A 19209-nucleotide genomic window follows, 5' to 3' on the forward strand; every position below is an offset into this window, starting at 1 on the left:
GCGCGGCCCGGCGCGTGACAGCGCCGGGTTTTCCTATCCCTCGCGTTCCTGACCCCGGCAGGGGTAGGCAGAGGCGTGGCCGGCCGACGAAGCTGTACGCATGGCACACGAGAACGGAGTCCTCGGCGACTTCCTGCAGGCCAGCCGCGCTCGCATCACCCCCGAGCGGGCCGGCCTCACGCTCTACGGGGACCGGCGCCGCGTGCCGGGGCTCCGCCGCGAAGAGCTGGCCATGCTCGCCGGAATCAGCCCGTCGTACTACACGCGACTCGAGCAGGGGCAGTCCCGCAGCGCCTCGACGCAGGTACTGGATGCCATCGCGACGGCCCTGCGACTGGACGAGACCGAGCGCGCGCACCTGCGTGATCTCGCCGCGTTGAGCGAGCAGCGTAGGCCGGCGAAGAAGCCGCCGGTGGAGAAGCCGGATGCCGCGCTCCTCGAACTCGTGGCCGCTCTCGGTGACGTGCCGTCGGTCATCCTCGGCCGCCGCAGCGACGTCTTGGCGTGGAACGCTCTCGGGCACGCGCTGCTCGCCCCGCACCTCGACCCGGCGTCGCCGCTCGTCTCCTCGACACGTCCCAACATGGCCACCCTCGTCTTCCTCGATTCCGATACCCGCGAGCTCTACGTCGACTGGCGGGCGAAGAGCCGCGCCGTGGTCGGCAACCTGCGACTCGTCGCGGGGAAGCATCCTGACGACCCCTTGCTCGCCGCGCTGATCGGCTCGCTGAGCGTCGCCAGCCCCGAGTTCGCATCCCTGTGGGCCGACCACAGGGTGCGGCCGTGCGCGACGGCGGTCTACGAACTGCGGCATCCACTCGTGGGAAACCTCGTCGTGACTCAGCAGACGCTCCGGTCGATCGACCAGCCGGACCAGGCGTTGGTGACCCACACGGTTCCGGCCGGCTCGCCGTCCGCCGAGGGGCTGACGCTCCTCGCCCAGCTCGTGGGCGGCCCGCGAGCGGATGCCCGTGACCCCTCGCCCGTCGTGTCGGCCGGCTGAAGGCGAAGGCCCGCGCGCCGACGACCGCCGGACGACATCGTCATCCGGCGGCCGGGCATCCGCGGCTCGAGAATCCGAGCGGTCAGCGCACCTCCTTCAACAGCTGCTTCACCTCGTCGATGACGAGGGCGGGACGATCCAGTGGGATGTCGTGCGAGCTGTGCGCCGCGGTCACCAGGCGTCGATCGGCGGGCGCGGCCTTCACGAACTCCGCTTGCGCGTCACGCCAGCGGGCGGCGTCGAGCGCCGTCGGGAACGGAGTCGAGGCGGACACGATCGCGATCGCGGGAACGTCGGCCGGCCACGACAACTGGTGGTACGCAGTGTGCGCCGGACCGTAGTTCGCGGCCATCGCGATGAGCTGACGATCGGCCTTGGTGAGCTTCTTCTGCTTCTCGAGGGCGGCGACTCCCGGCGCGTTGGCTGCCACGACGCGTGCGGTCTCGTCCGCTGTGTAGAACTGCGGGAGGCTCGCGTCGACGAGCACGGCACCGGCCACGAGACCGGGGTCATCGTTCACGAGATACGTCGCCACCTCCCCCGCCTCCGAATGCGGCACCAGCACGGCGTCGTGCGTGACGCCGAGCGATTTCAGCCCGGCAGCCAGATCGGATGCCGCGACCTCGGCACTGTATGGTCCGGGCACCGCCTCGCTTCGGCCCATCCCCGCCTGGTCGTACGTGATGATCTCGGAGCCGGTGCTCTTCGCCAGCGTGGGAACCAGGTGTTTCCAATACGTCGAGTCGTTGCCGCCACCCGCCTCGAGCACGATCGCCGGCTGGTGTCCGGCCGTGACGTGGAACGCGATCTTGTGTCCGTCGTGGCTGATCATGTGCAGACCGGGAGCTGCGGAGGCGCTCTTGGCGGTGATGCTGTGCGCCGGACCGGATGCCGGTGTCGATGCGGATGCCGGCGACGCGGTGCAGGCGGCCAGCCCTCCGACGACGAGCGCAGCAGCCGTTGCGGCGAACGCGGTGCGGCGAAGACGACGGGGACGTGTGTTGTGGTCGGTCATGGGATGAGCCCTTTCGAGTGACGGGTCGCGTCGCCTTTCGACGGCATCGATCCGAGGAGGATCTGCGACGTTCTCCAGCGTCGCGGCACACGGCGGCCCGCACGATGGGGCAGCCCCTCCGACTCCCCGACGTGATTCCCCCGTCGATTCCGGGGGTCACCCGGAGTGTGGCAGCGGGCGCGCAGTCGCCGATCACGCGCCAGGAATAGAGGGACATGCTGCAAAGTTGATATGAGTGTGCTCAACTTTGACGAGGTGAACTTGACAGGCATCCGGGCGCTCGCATAAGTTGAGTCTGCGAGGCTCAAGTCTCGCTCACAGGCTTCGGCCGCAGGTGCAGAAGGCGCCGGGCCATCTGGGTGTCACACGCACCCGAGGAAGGGAAACACACACATGTCACGTGCAGTAGGAATCGACCTCGGAACGACCAACTCCGTCGTCTCCGTGCTCGAGGGCGGCGAGCCCGTCGTCATCGCCAACGCGGAAGGCTTCCGCACCACCCCGTCGGTGGTGGCCTTCACCAAGGACGGCGAGGTGCTCGTCGGCGAGACCGCCAAGCGTCAGGCCGTCACCAACGTCGACCGCACCATCTCGTCGGTCAAGCGTCACATGGGTACCAATTGGACCCAGGAGATCGACGGCAAGAAGTACACGGCGCAGGAGATCTCGGCGCGCATCCTTCAGAAGCTGAAGCGCGACGCCGAGCAGTACCTCGGCGACACGGTGACGGATGCCGTCATCACGGTTCCCGCGTACTTCAACGACGCCGAGCGCCAGGCCACCAAGGAGGCCGGTGAGATCGCGGGCCTCAACGTGCTGCGCATCATCAACGAGCCGACCGCCGCCGCTCTCGCGTACGGCCTCGACAAGGGCAAGGAGGACGAGCTCATCCTGGTCTTCGACCTCGGTGGCGGAACCTTCGACGTCTCGCTGCTCGAGGTGGGCAAAGACGACGACTTCTCCACGATCCAGGTGCGTTCGACCGCCGGTGACAACCGTCTCGGTGGCGACGACTGGGACCAGCGCGTCGTCGAGTGGCTGATCAAGAAGTTCAAGGACACCACCGGTGTGGATGTCTCGGGCGACAAGATCGCGCTGCAGCGCCTCAAGGAAGCCGCTGAGCAGGCGAAGAAGGAGCTCTCGAGCTCGATGTCGACGAGCATCCAGCTCCCCTATCTGTCACTGACCGAGAACGGCCCGGCGAACCTCGACGAGTCGCTCACGCGCGCTCAGTTCGAGCAGATGACGAGTGACCTGCTCGACCGCACCAAGAAGCCGTTCCAGGACGTGATCAAGGAAGCCGGCATCAAGGTCGGCGACATCGCACACGTCGTGCTGGTCGGTGGTTCGACCCGCATGCCGGCCGTCTCCGAGCTCGTGAAGCAGGAGACGGGCAAGGACCCCAACAAGGGTGTCAACCCCGATGAGGTCGTGGCCGTCGGTGCCGCTCTGCAGGCCGGTGTACTGAAAGGTGAGCGCAAGGACGTTCTGCTTATCGACGTCACCCCGCTCTCGCTCGGCATCGAGACCAAGGGCGGCATCATGACCAAGCTCATCGAGCGCAACACGGCCATCCCGACCAAGCGCAGCGAGACCTTCACCACGGCCGACGACAACCAGCCGTCCGTTGCGATCCAGGTGTTCCAGGGCGAGCGCGAGTTCACCCGCGACAACAAGCCCCTCGGCACGTTCGAGCTGACCGGCATCGCGCCGGCGCCGCGCGGCATCCCGCAGGTCGAGGTCACCTTCGACCTCGATGCGAACGGCATCGTGCACGTGTCCGCGAAGGACAAGGGCACGGGCAAGGAGCAGTCGATGACGATCACCGGCGGCTCGTCGCTGCCGAAGGACGACATCGACCGCATGGTGCGCGAGGCCGAGGAGCACGCGGCAGACGACAAGCGTCGCCGCGAGTCCGCCGAGACCCGCAACGGTGCCGAGCAGCTCGTCTACTCCATCGAGAAGCTCATCAAGGACAACGAGGACAAGCTCCCCGCCGACGTGAAGGACGACGTGCAGGGTGATGTCGACTCGCTGAAGTCCGCGCTCGCCGGTGAGGATGACGAGGCCGTGAAGACGGCGTTCGACAAGCTGAACGCGAGCCAGCAGAAGCTGGGCGAAGCGATCTACCAGTCGGCGCAGTCTGAAGGCTCCGCCCCGCAGTCCGAGGAGTCGGGCGAATCGGAGTCGACGCCGTCGGAGGACGACGTGGTCGACGCCGAGGTCGTGGACGACGAAGACCCCTCGACGAGCTCAGAGCAGGCCAAGTAGTCATGGCGAAGAACGACGACCCTTCGAAGGGCCGTGGGCCCGACGAGCAGCCGGACGAGCCGGTCGTGCGCGATAAGCGCAGGATCGATCCCGAGACGGGCAAGGTCCGTCGGCCGCAGGGTTCCGATTTCCCGGAGCCAGTCGAAGGGTCCGCGAATGGCGACCCTTCGGCTGGGGTCCCCGGCCCCGACTCGGGGGACGGAGCCGACCTCGAGCACGAGCAGGTTGTGGATACCGGCGAGGGCTTCGAGGGTCCGGATGTCGAGACCTCGTTCTCCGACGCCGACCTCGACTTCCTGTCGGGACAGTCGAATGCCGAGGAGCTCGCTGCGGAGCGACTCGCCGATCTGCAGCGTGTGACGGCCGAGTACGCGAACTACCGCAAGCGCACCGAGGCCAACCGCGAGGTGGAGCGGGAGCGCGCCGTCGCCGACACGGCGAAGGCGATCCTCCCTGTGCTCGACGACCTCGACCGTGCCGAGAAGCACGGTGATCTCGGCGTCGACAGTCCGTTCGCGACGATCGCGGCCAAGCTGCGTGCGGCATCCGAGAAGCTCGGGCTCGCATCGTTCGGGGCGGTTGGAGAGCCGTTCGACCACAACGTGCACGAGGCGATCTTCCAGCAGCCGACGGCCGGTGTGACCGAGCCGACCGTGATCGACGTGGTCGAGCTCGGCTACACCCTCGGGTCCACGTTGGTGCGTGCGGCCAAGGTGGTCGTGGCGGTTCCGCAGTAACGTCGCATCACCATTCCGTTCAGGTCGCACAAACTGGTATTCGGGACCCCCGATTCGCCCAGTTTCTGCGACCTGAACGTGGGTGGGGTGTTCAACACAGACAGAAAGGAGGTGCCGGGTGGCCAGTCAGGACTGGTTCGACAAGGACTTCTACAAGGTGCTCGGCGTCTCCAAAGACGTGCCGCAGGCGGACCTGAAGAAGACCTACCGCAAGCTCGCGCGTCAGTATCACCCGGACTCGAACCCGGGCGATGCCAAGGCCGAAGGCAAGTTCAAGGAGATCAGCGAGGCCTACTCCGTGCTCTCCGACGAGGAGCAGCGCAAGGAATACGACCAGGTGCGCGCCATGGGCACCGGTGCCCGGTTCACGGCACCGGGCGGGGGCGCAGGCGCCGGCGGCTTCGAGGATGTCTTCGGCGGCATGTTCAACCAGGGCGGCCGCGGCCAGAGCTACACGTACCAGCAGGGCGGTGGCGGCGCCGACTATGACGACCTGCTCGGCGGCCTGTTCGGCAACGGGCGCTTCGGCCAGACGACCGGCGGGTACCGCGGATATGGCGGGCCGACGCCAGGGCAGGATGTCTCGGCATCCACCACCATTGACTTCCAGACCGCGGTCTCCGGTGAGACGGTGCACCTCACCGTCGACGGCGAGACCGTGAAGGTGCGCATCCCGGCGGGTGTCGCCGACAAGCAGCGCATCCGCGTGCCGCGCAAGGGCCGGCGGTCGCCGGACGGCGGCGAGCGCGGCGACCTCTATCTCACGGTGACGGTGCGCAAGCATCCGGTGTTCGAGCGCGACGGTCTGAACCTGCGTGTCAACGTGCCGGTGACGTTCGCCGAGGCGACTCTCGGCGCCACGATCGAGGTGCCGACGCTGAGCGGCGACACCGTGCGCCTCAAGGTGGCACCGGGAACGCCGAGCGGTCGCGTGCTGCGCGTCAAGGGTCGCGGCGTCTCGACCAAGAAGGGCACGGGTGATCTGCTCGCTGTCGTTCAGGTCGCGGTGCCGTCGCACCTCAGCAAGGAGGGCGAAGAGGCTCTCAAGGCGTTCGAAGCGACGCTTCCCGACGAGAATCCGCGCGAGGATCTGCTGGCGAAGGCCAGAGCGGCGGCGCGATAGGCGCAGCGCTGCGGCACGATAGGCACCGGGCTGCGGCATGCTGACGCACCAAGCGCGGCTTCGGCCGTCAGAGTTGATGGGGGTGGTGAGAGTGGAACTGGATGAGACGACTCCGGTCTTCGCGATCGCCGCGGCCGCCGAGCTGGCCGGCATGCACCCGCAGACGTTGCGCCAGTACGACCGACTCGGGCTGGTGAGTCCACGGCGAACGGCCGGCCGATCGCGCCGGTATTCGATGCGCGACGTCGTTCAGTTGCGCGAAGTGGCGCGGCTGGGCGCCGAGGGCGTGAGCTTGGAAGGCATCCGGCGCATCCTGCAGCTCGAGAACCAGGTCGGACGCCTGACGGATCGGGTGCGCGAACTCGAGTCCGCGCTCGCCGACGAGATGCTGAACCGTCCGGGGCGACGCGTGTTCGCCGCCGGGTCGGAGGGCGAGGTCGTGTCGTTGCGCGCCGGCACTCGTGTGCGGCGCAGCAATCAGGTGGTGGTCTGGCGGCCGCTGGATCGGTGAGGGAGCTGGCGCCAGTGCGTAATACGACGCGCAGCCGCTGTGTTCGGTCTCTTCGGTGGGGCACAATTCTCTCGTGGCATGCGGCGCACAACGCCGCAGCCACAGCGAGGACGACCGAAGCACAAGAGCGGAAAGCCACAGCATGAAAGCACTGTTCAAACCCGAACCCGGCGCGGGACTGCAACTCGTAGACCGGCCAGACCCGATCGCAGGCCCTGACGAGGTGACGATCCGCGTGCTTCGCACCGGAATCTGCGGCACCGACCTGCACATCCTGCGCTGGGACGACTGGGCGGCATCCGCTGTCAGCACCCCACTGATCCCTGGCCACGAATTCTTCGGCGAGGTCGTCGAGGTAGGGCCGCTCGTGCACGACGTGCAGATCGGCGACCTGGTGTCGGGCGAGGGGCACATCGTGTGCGGCATGTGCCGCAACTGTCGCGCGGGCCGCCGCCAGATGTGCATCCGCACCGAAGGACTCGGCGTGCAGCGCGACGGAGCGTTCGCCGAATACCTCACGCTTCCGGGCGCCAACGTGTGGGTGCATCATTCGTCGATCGACCCCGAGGTGGGTGCGATCTTCGACCCGCTCGGCAACGCAGTGCACACCGCGCTCGCGTTCCCGTTGGTCGGCGAAGACGTGCTCGTGACCGGATGCGGACCGATCGGCCTCATGGCGATCGCCGTCGCCCGACACGTGGGCGCCAGGTTCATCGTCGGCACGGACGTCAGCCCTGCGAGGCTCGAGCTCGCGCGCTCGATGGGCGCTGACTACACGGTGGATGTCTCGACGTCGCCGATCTCCGACGCCCAGGTCGCGCTCGGCATGCGCGAGGGCTTCGACATCGGTTTCGAGATGAGCGGAGCGCCGACGGCGTTGCCGCAGATGATCGAGAACATGACGCACGGTGGCCGCATCGCGATGCTGGGGCTGGCATCCGGACCGTTCTCCATCGACTGGGGCAAGGTCGTCACGCACATGCTGACGCTGAAGGGCATCTACGGTCGCGAGATGTTCGAGACGTGGAATGCTATGGGCGCCATGCTGCAGTCCAGTTCGGTGCTGCGGGATGCCATCGCCTCCGTCATCTCCGAACGCTTCCCCGCGCGCGACTGGCAGCGCGGTTTCGAGGCCGCCGCAGCTGGCGGCACGGGCAAGGTCATCCTGGATTGGACGCAACTGTGACGTACGGCGCATATCGACAGCACGCCTCCGACGAGCTCGCCGGAATCGAGGCGGCGGGGCTCACCAAGCGCGAGCGCGGCATCCGCGGCCCGCAGCAGACCGAGATCGTGGCGGACGGTGATCAGGTTCTGAACTTCTGCGCGAACAACTACCTCGGACTAGCGGATGACCCACGCCTGGTCTCCGCAGCGCGAGACGCTCTCGACACGTGGGGCTACGGCATGGCGAGCGTGCGGTTCATCTGCGGCACGCAGGAGCAGCACCTCGAACTCGAGCGTCGTGTCTCGCGCTTCCTCGGCACGGACGCGACGATTCTGTTCTCGTCGTGCTTCGATGCCAACGGCGGGGTCTTCGAGACTCTGTTCGGAGCTGAGGATGCCATCATCTCCGACGCACTGAACCACGCGTCGATCATCGACGGCATCCGTCTCTCCAAGGCGCGGCGGTTGCGCTACGCGAACCGCGACATGGCGGACCTCGAGGCGCAGTTGGTCGAGGCATCCGACGCGCGGTTCCGCGTGATCGTCACCGACGGCGTGTTCTCGATGGACGGCTACATCGCACCGCTGCGGGAGATCTGCGACCTGGCCGACCGTTACGACGCCCTCGTCTTCGTCGACGACTCTCACGCGGTCGGCTTCATCGGCGAGCACGGTCGCGGCACCCCTGAGCTGTGCGGCGTCGAGGGACGCGTCGACATCTACACGGGAACGTTCGGCAAGGCGCTGGGCGGGGCCTCCGGCGGGTACGTGTCGTCGCATCGCGAGATCGTCGACCTGCTGAGGCAACGAGCGCGGCCCTATCTTTTCTCCAACACGCTGGCTCCGTCGATCGTCGCCGGCACGCTCGCCGCGCTCGATCTGCTCGAGGGATCAGGCGAGCTGCGCGAGCGCCTCCGTGGCAACGCCGAGCTGTTCCGCCGTCTGATGACGGAGGCGGGGTTCGAGGTGCTGCCCGGCGAGCATCCGATCGTTCCGGTGATGTTCGGCGACGCAGCGCTCACGGCCAAGGTCGCCGACGAGATGCAGCGGCGCGGCATCTACGTGACGGCGTTCAGCTTTCCGGTGGTGCCGCGGGGGCTGGCGCGCATCCGCGTGCAGCTGTCGGCGGCACACACCCACGACCAGATCGAGCGGTGCGTGCGCGCGTTCGTCGACTCGAGGGAGACGGTCGCGGCGTAGGGCCGCGGGCTGCTGCGCGCAGACGGGCGCCGAGGCCCAGGACGAGTTCAGGCATCCGTCTTACCCTGGTGTGATGCCTCAGAACCTCACCGAAGCCCCCGTCGACCGCATCACCATGTTCGGTGCGGCCTGGTGCGGCGACTGCCGCCGCTCGAAGTCGCTGCTCGACCGGGTCGGCGCCGACTACGAGTACCTCGACCTCGAGGCGACCCCTGAGCTGGCCGACAAGGCGCACGCGATCAGTGGGCGCACGAACATCCCGGTGGTCGTCTTCCCTGACGGCACGCACTTCGTCGAGCCGACGGATGCCGAGCTGCAGCAGAAGCTCGACGCGATCGGCGCGTAGCCGCCCGCCGCTACTCGACCGACGGGGTGCGGCCAGGCAGCCCTTGACCGCCTGAAGGCGGCGCGCCAGTGTGGTCGCATGTGGGTAGATCGCACCAAGGACCCGGCAGATCGTCCGCCACCTCCATCGATCGACGACTGGGCGGCACTCATCCCGGTGCCGGTGCTCGGGCTGGTGCAACAGTCGTCCGTCGAAGAGTTCGGCGGTGGTAGCAACGCGCAGACCAGCAACGGCGTGACACTGGAGCGATCGGTGCGCATCTCATACACGCTGTGGCGGTTTCCGGAGGACAAGGATGATCCCCGCAACCTCGCAGAGCTGACCGACGACATGCGACGATCGCTTGACACCCCACCGCCGGTGCGGCTGCCCGAATGGATCGTCAAGACCCGGCGGCTCATGCGCTACCCGTTCCTCTGGGATGCTGTCAGCACAGCCTGGTACTCCCCCGATCGGTACAACGGGCGACCGGCTCTCGAGCAAGAACTGGCGCAGCATGCGAACAACATTCTGGTGAACAAGCATCCCGAGCCCGGCGACCGCGACGCGGATGGCGTGACACGGCGCGAGGCATGGGAGCGCGTGCGCGAGTCGCACGTTCAGCACGGGTTCGAGATTGAGGTGAACGGCCGGGCGGTCGACGGCATTCGCATCGACACGGATCCGTACGTGTATGCAGTCGCAGCCGACCTAGGCGATCGGATGCTCACCGCCGTGTTCGACCGGGACGTGCTGCCGTATCTGCGGCTGGCGTTCGCGGATCGCCCCATCGCGCTACCCGACCAACGAGAGCGCGTATGACGCCGTGTTGCGCCGGGTTACGGACTCTTGCCCTGCCTCGGCGACCATGGACGGATGCCACGACAGATCCGCTTCAACGCCTTCGACATGAACTGCGTCGCCCACCAGACCTCCGGGCTCTGGAAGCACCCGGCCGACCGTGCCGACCACTACAAGGACATCGAGTACTGGACCGAGCTCGCGAAGCTGCTGGAGCGCGGCAGGTTCGACGGCATCTTCATCGCCGACGTGCTCGGCACGTACGACGTGTATGGCGGCAACAACGAGGCGGCCATTCGCAACGGCGCCCAGGTGCCCGTGAACGACCCGTTGCTGGTCATTCCTCCGATGGCATATGTCACTGAGCATCTCGGGTTCGGGGTGACGGCGGGAACGGCGTACGAGCATCCGTACCCGTTCGCGCGCCGCATGTCGACGCTCGACCATCTCACCAAGGGCCGCGTCGGCTGGAACGTCGTCACCGGATACCTCCCGTCCGCCGCCCGCAACATGGGCCACGACGACCAGGCGGAGCACGACGACCGCTACGACCACGCCGATGAGTACCTCGAAGTGCTCTACAAGCTGTGGGAGGGCTCGTGGGAAGACGACGCTGTCGTGAAGGATGCCGAGCGCGGCATCTTCACGGATCCGGCGAAGGTGCACGAGATCGGCCACAAGGGCAAGCACTTCACGGTGCCGGGCATCCACATCGCCGAGCCGTCGCCTCAGCGCACGCCCGTGATCTACCAGGCGGGGGCATCCTCGCGGGGTATGCGTTTCGCGGCCGAGAACGCCGAGGCGATCTTCATCGCCGGCCCGACGAAGTCGGTCGTCGCTTCGACCGTGAAGAAGATCCGGGATGCCCTCGAGGCTGCCGGTCGCGACCGTTACGCCGCGAAGATCTACACCCTGCTCACCCTCATCACCGACGAGACGGACGAGAAAGCCCAAGCGAAGTACGAGGAGTACCTCAGCTACGCGAGTGAGGAGGGCGCGCTCGTCTTCATGTCGGGCTGGATGGGCATCGACCTCTCGCAGTACGCGCTCGACGAGCCGATCGGCAACGTGAAGTCGAACGCGATCCAGTCGGTCGTGGCGAGCTTTCAGGAGACCAACGACAACGGACGCGAATGGACGGTGGGCGACATCGCCCGGCACAGCGCGATCGGTGGCCTCGGCCCGTTCGTGGTCGGCTCGGGCGAGAGGGTCGCGGACACGCTGCAGCAGTGGGTCGACGAAACCGACGTCGATGGCTTCAACCTGGCGTATGTCGTGACCCCCGGCACGTTCGAGGACATCGTGGAGCACGTGATCCCGGTGCTGCAGGAGCGCGGCGCCTACCCGACGGAGTACGCCGACGGCACGCTGCGCAACAAGCTGCACGGCGCGGGTGACCGCCTGCCGGATGCCCACCGCGGCGCCCGCTACCGCGTAGGCCAGTTCGAGCGCAGTCTCTGAGGTCGCCTCACGCGACTGAGGGAAGGCCGCCGCCGAAGGCGGTCGCGTGGTCTGCCGCCCAGCTGGAGAACGGGGTCGCGGGGCGGCCGGTCAGCCGCTCGACGGCATCCGTCGGTGAGCTCTCGCGCACGCTCGGACCGCCCAGGATGCCCAGGGTCGCGTCCGCTATCTCGCTTGGCATGACTGTGCTCAGCCGGGCGAGCGCGTCCTCGCGGGTGAGTTCGACGAAGTCGAGCGGGCGGCCGATCGCCGCAGCGATGGCATCCGTCTGCTGGCGAGGGGTGACCGCCTCGGGGCCGGTCAGTTCGTACACGGCGCCGACATGGGCATCCGGCGACGACAGCACGGCGGCCGCGACCGCCGCGATGTCGCGCGGATCGATGACGGGCAGCGCCGTGTCGCCGAACGGGGCGAAAACCGTTCCGCCGTCGCGGATGGGCTGCGCCCACCCGAAGGAGTTCGAGGCGAAACCCGACGGACGCAAGATCGTGAACGACAGGCCCGAAGCGCGCACGGCCGACTCGAATGCGGATGCGCCGCGGTAGGCATCCGGTCGCGTTCCTGCGCCCTGCGACGACAGCAGCACGATGTGGCGCACGCCCGCAGAGGCTGCGGCCGAGACCACCTGTTCAGGGTGCTCTCCCGTTGCGAGCAGGAAGAGCGCATCCGCTCCCACGACGGCTGACGAGAATGCCGCGGCATCGTCGAGATCGACGGCGCGCGGCAGGTAGCGGCCCTGCGCCGTGGTCGACGTGGCCGAGCGCGCCAGCCCGAGGATCGTATGCCCGTCAGCAGCGAGCTGGTCGGCGAGCGCGGAGCCGACCTGACCGGTGACTCCGGTGATTGCGATGGTGGTCATGTTCTCTCCGATCGTTGAAGGGCTCTCGATACGATCGCGAAGCTACCATCGTGCATATAGTAGGTACCTAGAAGATAGTGACTCTCGAGGAGGTCGGCATGGCGCGCTCGGCAGGGCATCCCGAGGCTGCACCGTGTCCCATCTCGCCGGTCGTCGACATCGTGTTCAGCAGATGGACGACGCCGATCCTGTGGACCCTGAACGAGTTCGGCACCCAGCGCTTCGTCGAGCTCGAACGACGTCTGGCCGACATCACGCCGAAGGTGCTCACCCAACGACTGCGGCAACTCGAGCGCGACGGGTTGGTCGGCCGCGTCTACCATGCCGAGGTGCCACCGCGGGTCGAATACGAGATCTCGGAGCTCGGCAGAAGCCTCGCCCCCGTCTTCTCGACGCTGACGGTGTGGGCGCAGGAACACCTCGACCAGGTCGCGGATGCCCGCGGCGACTACGACGTGGCTGGCAAGCCGAAGCCGTGATCGACTACTCCGCACTGCGCCGGTGGCCCGACGCCGAGGCCGACAACCTGTTCGCATCGGATGCCGCGGATCGGCTGATCGTCGACACCGCGGCATCCGCGCTCCGCGCCACGATCGGCCGCGACGTCGTCGTGGTGGGTGACGTGTACGGTGCGCTGACGTTGGCTGCCGCGGACGCCGTTGTGCGGGGTGCCGTCGGCGGCGCGATCCGAGTGCATCAGGATGCCGTCGTGGCCGAACAGGCCCTCGCCGCCAACGCCGAAAGGCTGGGGCTCGCCGGAGCGTATCGGTCGTCTGCGCTGGATGCCGACCTCGTTCGCGGCGCGACGGTCGTGCTACTGCGACTGCCGAAGAGTCTCGATGCCCTCGACGAGATCGCCCGCCTCGTCGCGGCCCACGCCGATTCATCTGTAACCGTCATCGCTGGCGGCATGCAGAAGCACATGGCCGTGGCGATGAACGAGGTGTTCGCGCGGTGGTTCGAGCGCATCGATGTCGGGCTCGCACGGCAGAAGGCCCGTGTGCTCACCGTCACCGGGCCGAGGGCGGAGGCGGCGCGCGCGGCATCCACCGAGTGGCCGCGCCGGCAGATGCACGCCGACATCGCACCCGGCCTCTGGGTCTGCGCGCACGGCGGGGCATTCGCTGGGGCGCACATCGACATCGGTACCCGCTTTCTGATCGAGCACCTCGACAACGCGGCGCCGCGCGCCACGCTCGCCATCGACCTCGCATGCGGCACCGGTGCGCTGGCAGCGACCCTCGCGCTGCGGCGACCGCACCTGCGCGTGATCGCGAGCGACCAGTCGGCGGTGGCTGCGGCATCCGCTCGGGCGACCGCGAACGCGAACAATGTCGCCGATCGCATCGAGGTGCGCAGGGAGAACGCGGGCGAGGGCATCCCGGATGCCTGCGCCGACCTGGTGCTGCTCAACCCTCCGTTCCACAACGGCGCGGCCCTCGACCTGCGCGTCGGACGGATGCTCGTGGTCGCCGCCGCGCGCCTGCTCGCCCCCGGCGGCGAGCTCTGGACCGTCTACAACTCGCACCTCGACTACAAGCCGGCGCTGCGCGCCGAGGTCGGACCCACGCGCCAGGTCGGCCGCAACGCGAAGTTCACGATCGCGGCGTCGACGAAGCGGTAGTGAATCCGGGCGTGCGCGCGGTGCGCGGCGTATCGTCGCGAGCATGATGTGGGGGTACTCGGCCGAACAGATCCGGGCGGCGGAGGCGCCGCATCTGGCCGCGGGCGAACCGCTCATGCAACTCGCGGCGGCAGGGCTCGCCGTCGCGATTCGCGAGGAGTTCGCCGAGATGGAGGACTCGAGCACAGGCGCGAGCGTGCTGCTCCTGGTCGGATCGGGTGACAACGGCGGCGACGCGCTGTTCGCCGGGGCCGAGCTGGCGGCATCCGGATGCCGTGTCGCCTTCGCGCAACTCGGATCGCGCACGCACGCTGCCGGGCTGGCCGCCGCGCTCGACGCCGGCGCCACGATCGTCGACCTGGGCGACGACCCCGTGACAGCGGTGACCGAAGCAGCGACGGATGCTGACGTGATCGTCGACGGCATCCTCGGCACGGGTGCGTATCGCAGCCCGGCGTTGCGAGGGATCGCGCGCGAGGCGGTCGCAGCGCTGCGACCGCTTGCGGCATCCCCTCGGCGACGCGTCGTCGCGGTCGATCTGCCGAGCGGAATCGATCCGGACACGGGTGCACTCCCCGACGAGACAGTGCTCCCCGCCGATGTGACCGTCACGTTCGGTGCGTACAAGGCGGGGCTCCTGCGCAACCCGGGCGCGATGTACGCCGGCCGCGTCGTGCTGGTCGACATCGGCCTGCTGCCCGATCTCGACGGTGTCGAGCCGCTGATCGTCGGCTGAACTCGCCTGCCCCGCCTGCATCCGCGACCATCGAAGGAGATGCCATGTCCACACCCCACATCGCCGCGGAATCCGGTGAGATCGCTCCGCTGGTACTGATGCCCGGCGACCCACGACGGGGCAGGCGCATCGCCGAGCAGTTCTTCGACGAGCCGCGGCTCGTGACCGACGTGCGCTCCATCGAGGGCTGGACCGGAAGCATTCGTGGGCGTGCCGTCACGGTACTGGCGTCGGGTATGGGCATCCCGTCGATGAGCATCTACGCGACAGAGCTGTTCCGGTTCTACGACGTGCAGCGCATCGTGAGGGTCGGAACGACCGGAGGTATGGCTCCCGGCCAGCCGCTCGGCGAACTGATCATCGCGTCATCCGCCCACACGGACTCGTCGTTGCCCGGCCTGGAGATCCCCGGTGTGAACCTCAGCCACACGCCCAGCTACAGGATGCTCGAAGCCGCCGTCTCCGCTGCGCGCACCCGTTCGCTCGGGTTCCGGGTCGGCCCGGTGTTGAGTTCCGACACCTTCTACGGCAGTAGTCGGGCCAAGTTCGAGGCGCTCGCAGCCGTGGGAACGCTCGGCGTCGAGATGGAATCGGCCGGGCTGTATGCCATCGCGGCAGCGGAAGGCAGGGAGGCGCTCACCGTTCTCACCGTCACCGACCACGTGCTCGACGGCGGCGAGCTGAGCGCCATGGAGCGCGAGACCGGGTACGCGCCGATGGTCGAGGTCGCCGTCGAGGCCCTGTTCTCGTGAGCGGGGCAGCCTGAGCAGTGGTCGGCCGCCGTCGGCGCCCCGTGAGAGCATGTGCGAGTGCCCGGCTCCTGGTTTCCTCTCGTGGAGCTGGGAGCAGTGCGTGCATACGTCGGCGACGCGGTGCTGCAACGCGCGAGGTCGTACGCGTCAGACGCCGTCCTCGAGCTGGCGTGGAAGGCCGGCACTCTCGAGGCCACCGTTGTCGGAACGGCGAGCAGTCCCTACCGCTGCTGGGTCACGCTCCTTCCTCCTGCCGGAACCGGGAAGGGAGCCGGCTACCGGCCGACGGCGAGCGGATGCTCGTGCCCCGTCGGCACGAAGTGCAAGCACGTGGCGGCCGCGATGCTCGCCAGCCGCGAACGATCCAGTGCGGCGACGAAAGCTCTCACCGCCGACGGGGGCGGATGGCGGTCGGCCGTGCGCACGCTCACGTCCGGCGCCGCCACGTCGCGAGAGTTCACACCGCTCGCCCTGATCGTGGAGGTGCGCGAGCGGGTTCGCCGCCGGTCGCAGGGCCGTTGGGCGCGAACGGCGGAGGCGTTCCAGGCGGCGACACGGGCATCCGACCGGTTGGATGTCACCGTGCGCGTCGGCGCCCCGGGCAAGCGCGGCTGGGTGAACGCGCAGGTCGGCTGGGGAAGCCTCAACTACCGCACCTACGAGTTCGGCTACGACCCTGCGCAGTTGCGCTGGTTCGTCGAGTTCGAGACGCTCGCCCGCGCGGCCCCCGGCCGCTATTTCACGGGCGACGGCACGCGGATGACCCTCGTCGAGTTCGCCAGCCCCCTGCTCTGGAAGATGCTGGCGGATGCCCCGGCCCGCGGCATCCGCATCGTCTCCGGCGACAAGAACGGTGCGGTCGCGCTCGCCGCGAACGCTGAATTCGAGCTGGCGGCGAGCACGGATGCCGACGGAGCGCTGACGCTGCGGCCGCGCATCGTGGTGGACGGCGCGCAGACGGACGCCGCCAGGGTGCATCCGATCGGCGACCACGGCATCGCCGTCGTCGACTGGCCGACCGACTCGACACCCTCCGGCGCGGAACCCGGTGCAAGCATCACGCTCGCGCCGACCGCGGCCGCTCTCACGCCCGAACTGCTCGCGCTGGCGCGCGGCGGAACGATCGACGTGCCGGCCGACGAGGTCGCCGAGTTCACGCGGGATGCCTACCCCGCGCTGGCCCGCACCGTCGGCGTGCGCGCAGCGGATGCCTCGACCAAGCTCCCGGAACTCGCCCCGCCGACGCTCGTGCTGAGCGCCGAATTCCGCAAGCGGCAGACCGTCGCACTGACCTGGACGTGGGAGTACGCCGCCGGCGGCAAGGTGACGTCGATTCCGGTGGCGGGAGGCACATCCGCTCGGGGTCTGCGTGACGAACGCGCCGAGCGCGACACCGTCGATGGGCTGCTCGCTGCCGTGCCGCAGGTGGCCCCGCGCGCCGCGATCGAGAACGGCTTCGGCGAGGCGTTGGCGGATGCAGAGCCAGCCCTGGTCGACCGCGTGCTGACCGGCATCGACGCGGCCGAGTGGGTCGCGAACGTGCTGCCCGAGATCGAGTCGATGATCGCCGGCGTGCCGGAAGGCGAGGCGGAGCGCATCCGCATCGACGTCGTCGGTGAGCGCATCGACTACACCGAGCTCACCGAGACGCCCGAGCTCACCGTGACGACGGTGCCGACCGATCAACGCGATTGGTTCGACCTCGGCGTGCTTGTGACGGTCGCAGGGCGTTCGATCCCGTTCATGCCGCTGTTCAGGGCTCTGGCGACCGGACGGCAGAAGCTGCTGCTCGTCGATCACAGCTACCTGTCGCTGAAGCAGCCGGTGTTCGACCGGCTGAAGGAGCTGCTCACCGAGGCGGAGGGACTCGCCGAATGGGAGACCGGCCCGCGCATCAGCCGGTACCAGGCGACCCTCTGGGCCGACTTCGAAGACCTCGCGGATGCCTCGCTCCCCGCCGTCGAGTGGCGCGAGAGCGTCGAGGGGCTGCTGGCGCTGTCCGCTGGGCCGGCCGGCGGCGAGTTGCCCGACACGGATGCCGGCACCGCCCTGGTCGAACACGCCCCGCTGCCGAAGGGGCTGGCCGCCGACCTTCGGCACTACCAGCGCGACGGCTACGACTGGCTGGTGTTCCTCTGGAACCACGGACTCGGCGGCGTGCTGGCCGACGACATGGGCCTCGGCAAGACCCTGCAGACCCTGGCGCTCATCGCTCACGCCCGCGAGTCGGCTGCGTCCGCACCCTCCAGCTCCCCGAGCGAGCGCAGCGAGTCGAAGGGCGAGCCTTTTCTCGTCGTGGTGCCGTCGTCGGTGGTGGGCACCTGGGTCAGCGAGGCGGCGAGGTTCACGCCGGGGCTGCGCGTGGCATCCGTCACCGCGACGGGACGCAAGCGCGGCGCGCCGCTGGCCGAGCTGGCCGACGGCATCGACATCGTGATCACCACGTACACCGTCTTCCGGCTCGACAACGCCGACTTCGCCGCGCTGCCGTGGTCGGGCCTCGTGCTCGACGAGGCGCAGTTCGTGAAGAACCACGCGTCGCAGGCTCACCGCCTCGCGCGCGACCTGAACGCGCCGTTCAAGCTCGCCGTCACGGGTACCCCGCTGGAGAACAACCTGCTCGAGCTCTGGGCGATGTTCTCGATCGTGGCGCCAGGGCTCTTCCCGTCGCGGCGGGCCTTCACCGAGGAGTACGTCAAGCCGATCGCTGCGGCCGCCAGCCCCGTGCACGGAACGGATGCCGCACACGGCGCGATCCGCCTCAGGCGCTTGCGGCGGCGCATCCGCCCGCTGCTGCTGCGCCGCACCAAAGACCTGGTCGCGCCCGAGCTTCCGCCGAAGCAGGAGCAGGTGCTGCGCATCGATCTCGACCCGAAGCACCGCCGCGTCTACGACACGTGGCTGCAGCGCGAACGGCAGAAGGTGCTCGGGCTGCTCGACGACCTCGACCGGCAACGGTTCATCGTGTACCGATCGATCACCCTGCTGCGAATGCTCGCGCTGGATGTCTCGCTCATCGATCCGGATGCCCGCGACGTGCCCTCCGCCAAGCTCGACGCGCTGCTCGAGCGGCTCGGCGACCTCGTCGCGGAGGGACACCGCGCCCTGGTGTTCAGCCAGTTCACGTCGTATCTCGGCAAGGTCGAGCAGCGGCTGGATCAGGCGGGCATCCCGTACGCCTACCTCGATGGATCGACGCGGCGGCGGGCGGATGTGATCGACGGGTTCCGCGAGGGCGACGCCCCGGTCTTCCTGATCAGCCTCAAGGCCGGCGGATTCGGGCTGACCCTCACCGAAGCGGACTACGTCTTTCTGCTCGACCCGTGGTGGAACCCCGCTGCCGAGACCCAGGCGATCGACCGCGCTCACCGCATCGGACAGACGAAGCAGGTGATCGTGTACCGCATGGTGGCATCCGACACCATCGAGGAGAAGGTGGTGCAGCTCGCCCAGCAGAAGGCGGAGCTGTTCGACGCCGTGCTCGACGACGACGGCGCCTTCTCGTCGACGCTCTCGGCCGACGACATCCGCGCCCTGCTGGAGTGAACCCGACCCCGGCCGACCCGATGGTCGCGAATCGGTTTGCAACCGCCCGTGACGGCAATTTTAGTTAGATGGTTGATT

17 protein-coding genes are annotated in these 19209 nt (G+C 68.4%); 15 read left to right on the forward strand and 2 right to left on the reverse strand.

From position 1 onward, the window contains the following. Window positions 1–100 precede the first annotated feature (100 nt). Window positions 101–1003 (forward strand): helix-turn-helix domain-containing protein, encoded by a 903-nt coding sequence (locus MJ603_RS01520; protein ID WP_243061896.1) that lies wholly within the window; start codon window positions 101–103, stop codon window positions 1001–1003. 82 nt (window positions 1004–1085) lie between these two features. Here MJ603_RS01520 and MJ603_RS01525 read toward each other — a convergent pair whose 3' ends face one another. After that, window positions 1086–2018: an alpha/beta fold hydrolase gene (locus tag MJ603_RS01525; RefSeq protein WP_243061897.1), complete on the reverse strand. Its 933-nt coding sequence runs from the start codon at window positions 2016–2018 to the stop codon at window positions 1086–1088. A 393-nt stretch (window positions 2019–2411) separates the two neighbouring features. On the opposite strand from MJ603_RS01525, the gene dnaK reads away from it, so the two are divergent. From dnaK to MJ603_RS01570, 9 genes are all read left to right on the forward strand, one after another. Then, a complete protein-coding gene (dnaK, locus tag MJ603_RS01530; RefSeq protein WP_243061898.1) occupies window positions 2412–4289 on the forward strand; it encodes a molecular chaperone DnaK in 1878 nt (625 codons plus the stop codon). Window positions 4290–4291: 2 nt separating this feature from the next. Continuing rightward, a complete protein-coding gene (locus MJ603_RS01535) occupies window positions 4292–5026 on the forward strand; it encodes a nucleotide exchange factor GrpE (RefSeq protein WP_243061899.1) in 735 nt (244 codons plus the stop codon). A 118-nt stretch (window positions 5027–5144) separates the two neighbouring features. Continuing rightward, window positions 5145–6149, forward strand: a complete 1005-nt coding sequence (locus MJ603_RS01540) for a DnaJ C-terminal domain-containing protein (RefSeq protein ID WP_243061900.1) — start codon at window positions 5145–5147, stop codon at window positions 6147–6149. A gap of 76 nt (window positions 6150–6225) precedes the next feature. After that, window positions 6226–6660 carry a heat shock protein transcriptional repressor HspR gene (locus tag MJ603_RS01545; RefSeq protein WP_243062700.1) on the forward strand — a complete coding sequence of 145 codons (435 nt, stop codon included), beginning with the start codon at window positions 6226–6228 and terminating at the stop codon, window positions 6658–6660. 142 nt (window positions 6661–6802) lie between these two features. Continuing rightward, window positions 6803–7846 carry an L-threonine 3-dehydrogenase gene (tdh, locus tag MJ603_RS01550; RefSeq protein WP_243061901.1) on the forward strand — a complete coding sequence of 348 codons (1044 nt, stop codon included), beginning with the start codon at window positions 6803–6805 and terminating at the stop codon, window positions 7844–7846. Continuing rightward, the gene (locus tag MJ603_RS01555) at window positions 7843–9027 is read left to right on the forward strand and encodes a glycine C-acetyltransferase (RefSeq protein ID WP_243061902.1); all 1185 of its coding nucleotides are present in this window, start codon (window positions 7843–7845) and stop codon (window positions 9025–9027) included. The genes tdh and MJ603_RS01555 overlap by 4 nt, the downstream gene beginning before the upstream one ends. Before the next feature lie 73 nt (window positions 9028–9100). Continuing rightward, window positions 9101–9373, forward strand: coding sequence for a glutaredoxin domain-containing protein (locus MJ603_RS01560; protein ID WP_243061903.1), 273 nt, complete (start codon window positions 9101–9103; stop codon window positions 9371–9373). 78 nt (window positions 9374–9451) lie between these two features. Then, window positions 9452–10174 carry a hypothetical protein gene (locus tag MJ603_RS01565; protein ID WP_243061904.1) on the forward strand — a complete coding sequence of 241 codons (723 nt, stop codon included), beginning with the start codon at window positions 9452–9454 and terminating at the stop codon, window positions 10172–10174. Between the two features lie 54 nt (window positions 10175–10228). Next, window positions 10229–11614 carry an LLM class flavin-dependent oxidoreductase gene (locus MJ603_RS01570; protein ID WP_243061905.1) on the forward strand — a complete coding sequence of 462 codons (1386 nt, stop codon included), beginning with the start codon at window positions 10229–10231 and terminating at the stop codon, window positions 11612–11614. Window positions 11615–11621: 7 nt separating this feature from the next. Here the strand turns inward: MJ603_RS01570 and MJ603_RS01575 are convergent, their stop codons facing one another. Further along, window positions 11622–12473, reverse strand: coding sequence for an NAD(P)H-binding protein (locus MJ603_RS01575; protein ID WP_243061906.1), 852 nt, complete (start codon window positions 12471–12473; stop codon window positions 11622–11624). Between the two features lie 98 nt (window positions 12474–12571). Between MJ603_RS01575 and MJ603_RS01580 the strand changes: the two genes are divergently transcribed. The 5 genes from MJ603_RS01580 to MJ603_RS01600 are packed head-to-tail and all read left to right on the forward strand — an operon-like array spanning window position 12572 to window position 19131. Next, window positions 12572–12952: a helix-turn-helix domain-containing protein gene (locus MJ603_RS01580; protein WP_243061907.1), complete on the forward strand. Its 381-nt coding sequence runs from the start codon at window positions 12572–12574 to the stop codon at window positions 12950–12952. Beyond that, complete coding sequence (locus tag MJ603_RS01585) at window positions 12949–14097, forward strand: class I SAM-dependent methyltransferase (protein ID WP_243061908.1); 1149 nt, start codon at window positions 12949–12951, stop codon at window positions 14095–14097. The genes MJ603_RS01580 and MJ603_RS01585 overlap by 4 nt, the downstream gene beginning before the upstream one ends. A gap of 43 nt (window positions 14098–14140) precedes the next feature. After that, the gene (locus MJ603_RS01590) at window positions 14141–14833 is read left to right on the forward strand and encodes an NAD(P)H-hydrate epimerase (protein ID WP_243061909.1); all 693 of its coding nucleotides are present in this window, start codon (window positions 14141–14143) and stop codon (window positions 14831–14833) included. Window positions 14834–14877: 44 nt separating this feature from the next. Further along, window positions 14878–15585 (forward strand): purine-nucleoside phosphorylase, encoded by a 708-nt coding sequence (locus MJ603_RS01595; protein ID WP_243061910.1) that lies wholly within the window; start codon window positions 14878–14880, stop codon window positions 15583–15585. A gap of 57 nt (window positions 15586–15642) precedes the next feature. Continuing rightward, window positions 15643–19131 carry a DEAD/DEAH box helicase gene (locus MJ603_RS01600; protein ID WP_243061911.1) on the forward strand — a complete coding sequence of 1163 codons (3489 nt, stop codon included), beginning with the start codon at window positions 15643–15645 and terminating at the stop codon, window positions 19129–19131. Window positions 19132–19209 lie beyond the last annotated feature (78 nt).

It is taken from the genome of Humibacter sp. RRB41 (genome assembly GCF_022761015.1).
Lineage (GTDB): Bacteria > Actinomycetota > Actinomycetes > Actinomycetales > Microbacteriaceae > Humibacter.

What these genes read in the sequence shown, in the direction of transcription:
- MJ603_RS01520 (WP_243061896.1), top strand. Translation starts at nt 101, where the DNA reads ATGGCACACGAGAACGGAGTCCTCGGCGACTTCCTGCAGGCCAGCCGC.
- MJ603_RS01525 (WP_243061897.1), bottom strand. Translation starts at nt 2,018, where the DNA reads ATGACCGACCACAACACACGTCCCCGTCGTCTTCGCCGCACCGCGTTC.
- dnaK (WP_243061898.1), top strand. Translation starts at nt 2,412, where the DNA reads ATGTCACGTGCAGTAGGAATCGACCTCGGAACGACCAACTCCGTCGTC.
- MJ603_RS01535 (WP_243061899.1), top strand. Translation starts at nt 4,292, where the DNA reads ATGGCGAAGAACGACGACCCTTCGAAGGGCCGTGGGCCCGACGAGCAG.
- MJ603_RS01545 (WP_243062700.1), top strand. Translation starts at nt 6,226, where the DNA reads ATGGGGGTGGTGAGAGTGGAACTGGATGAGACGACTCCGGTCTTCGCG.
- tdh (WP_243061901.1), top strand. Translation starts at nt 6,803, where the DNA reads ATGAAAGCACTGTTCAAACCCGAACCCGGCGCGGGACTGCAACTCGTA.
- MJ603_RS01560 (WP_243061903.1), top strand. Translation starts at nt 9,101, where the DNA reads ATGCCTCAGAACCTCACCGAAGCCCCCGTCGACCGCATCACCATGTTC.
- MJ603_RS01565 (WP_243061904.1), top strand. Translation starts at nt 9,452, where the DNA reads ATGTGGGTAGATCGCACCAAGGACCCGGCAGATCGTCCGCCACCTCCA.
- MJ603_RS01570 (WP_243061905.1), top strand. Translation starts at nt 10,229, where the DNA reads ATGCCACGACAGATCCGCTTCAACGCCTTCGACATGAACTGCGTCGCC.
- MJ603_RS01575 (WP_243061906.1), bottom strand. Translation starts at nt 12,473, where the DNA reads ATGACCACCATCGCAATCACCGGAGTCACCGGTCAGGTCGGCTCCGCG.
- MJ603_RS01580 (WP_243061907.1), top strand. Translation starts at nt 12,572, where the DNA reads ATGGCGCGCTCGGCAGGGCATCCCGAGGCTGCACCGTGTCCCATCTCG.
- MJ603_RS01590 (WP_243061909.1), top strand. Translation starts at nt 14,141, where the DNA reads ATGATGTGGGGGTACTCGGCCGAACAGATCCGGGCGGCGGAGGCGCCG.
- MJ603_RS01595 (WP_243061910.1), top strand. Translation starts at nt 14,878, where the DNA reads ATGTCCACACCCCACATCGCCGCGGAATCCGGTGAGATCGCTCCGCTG.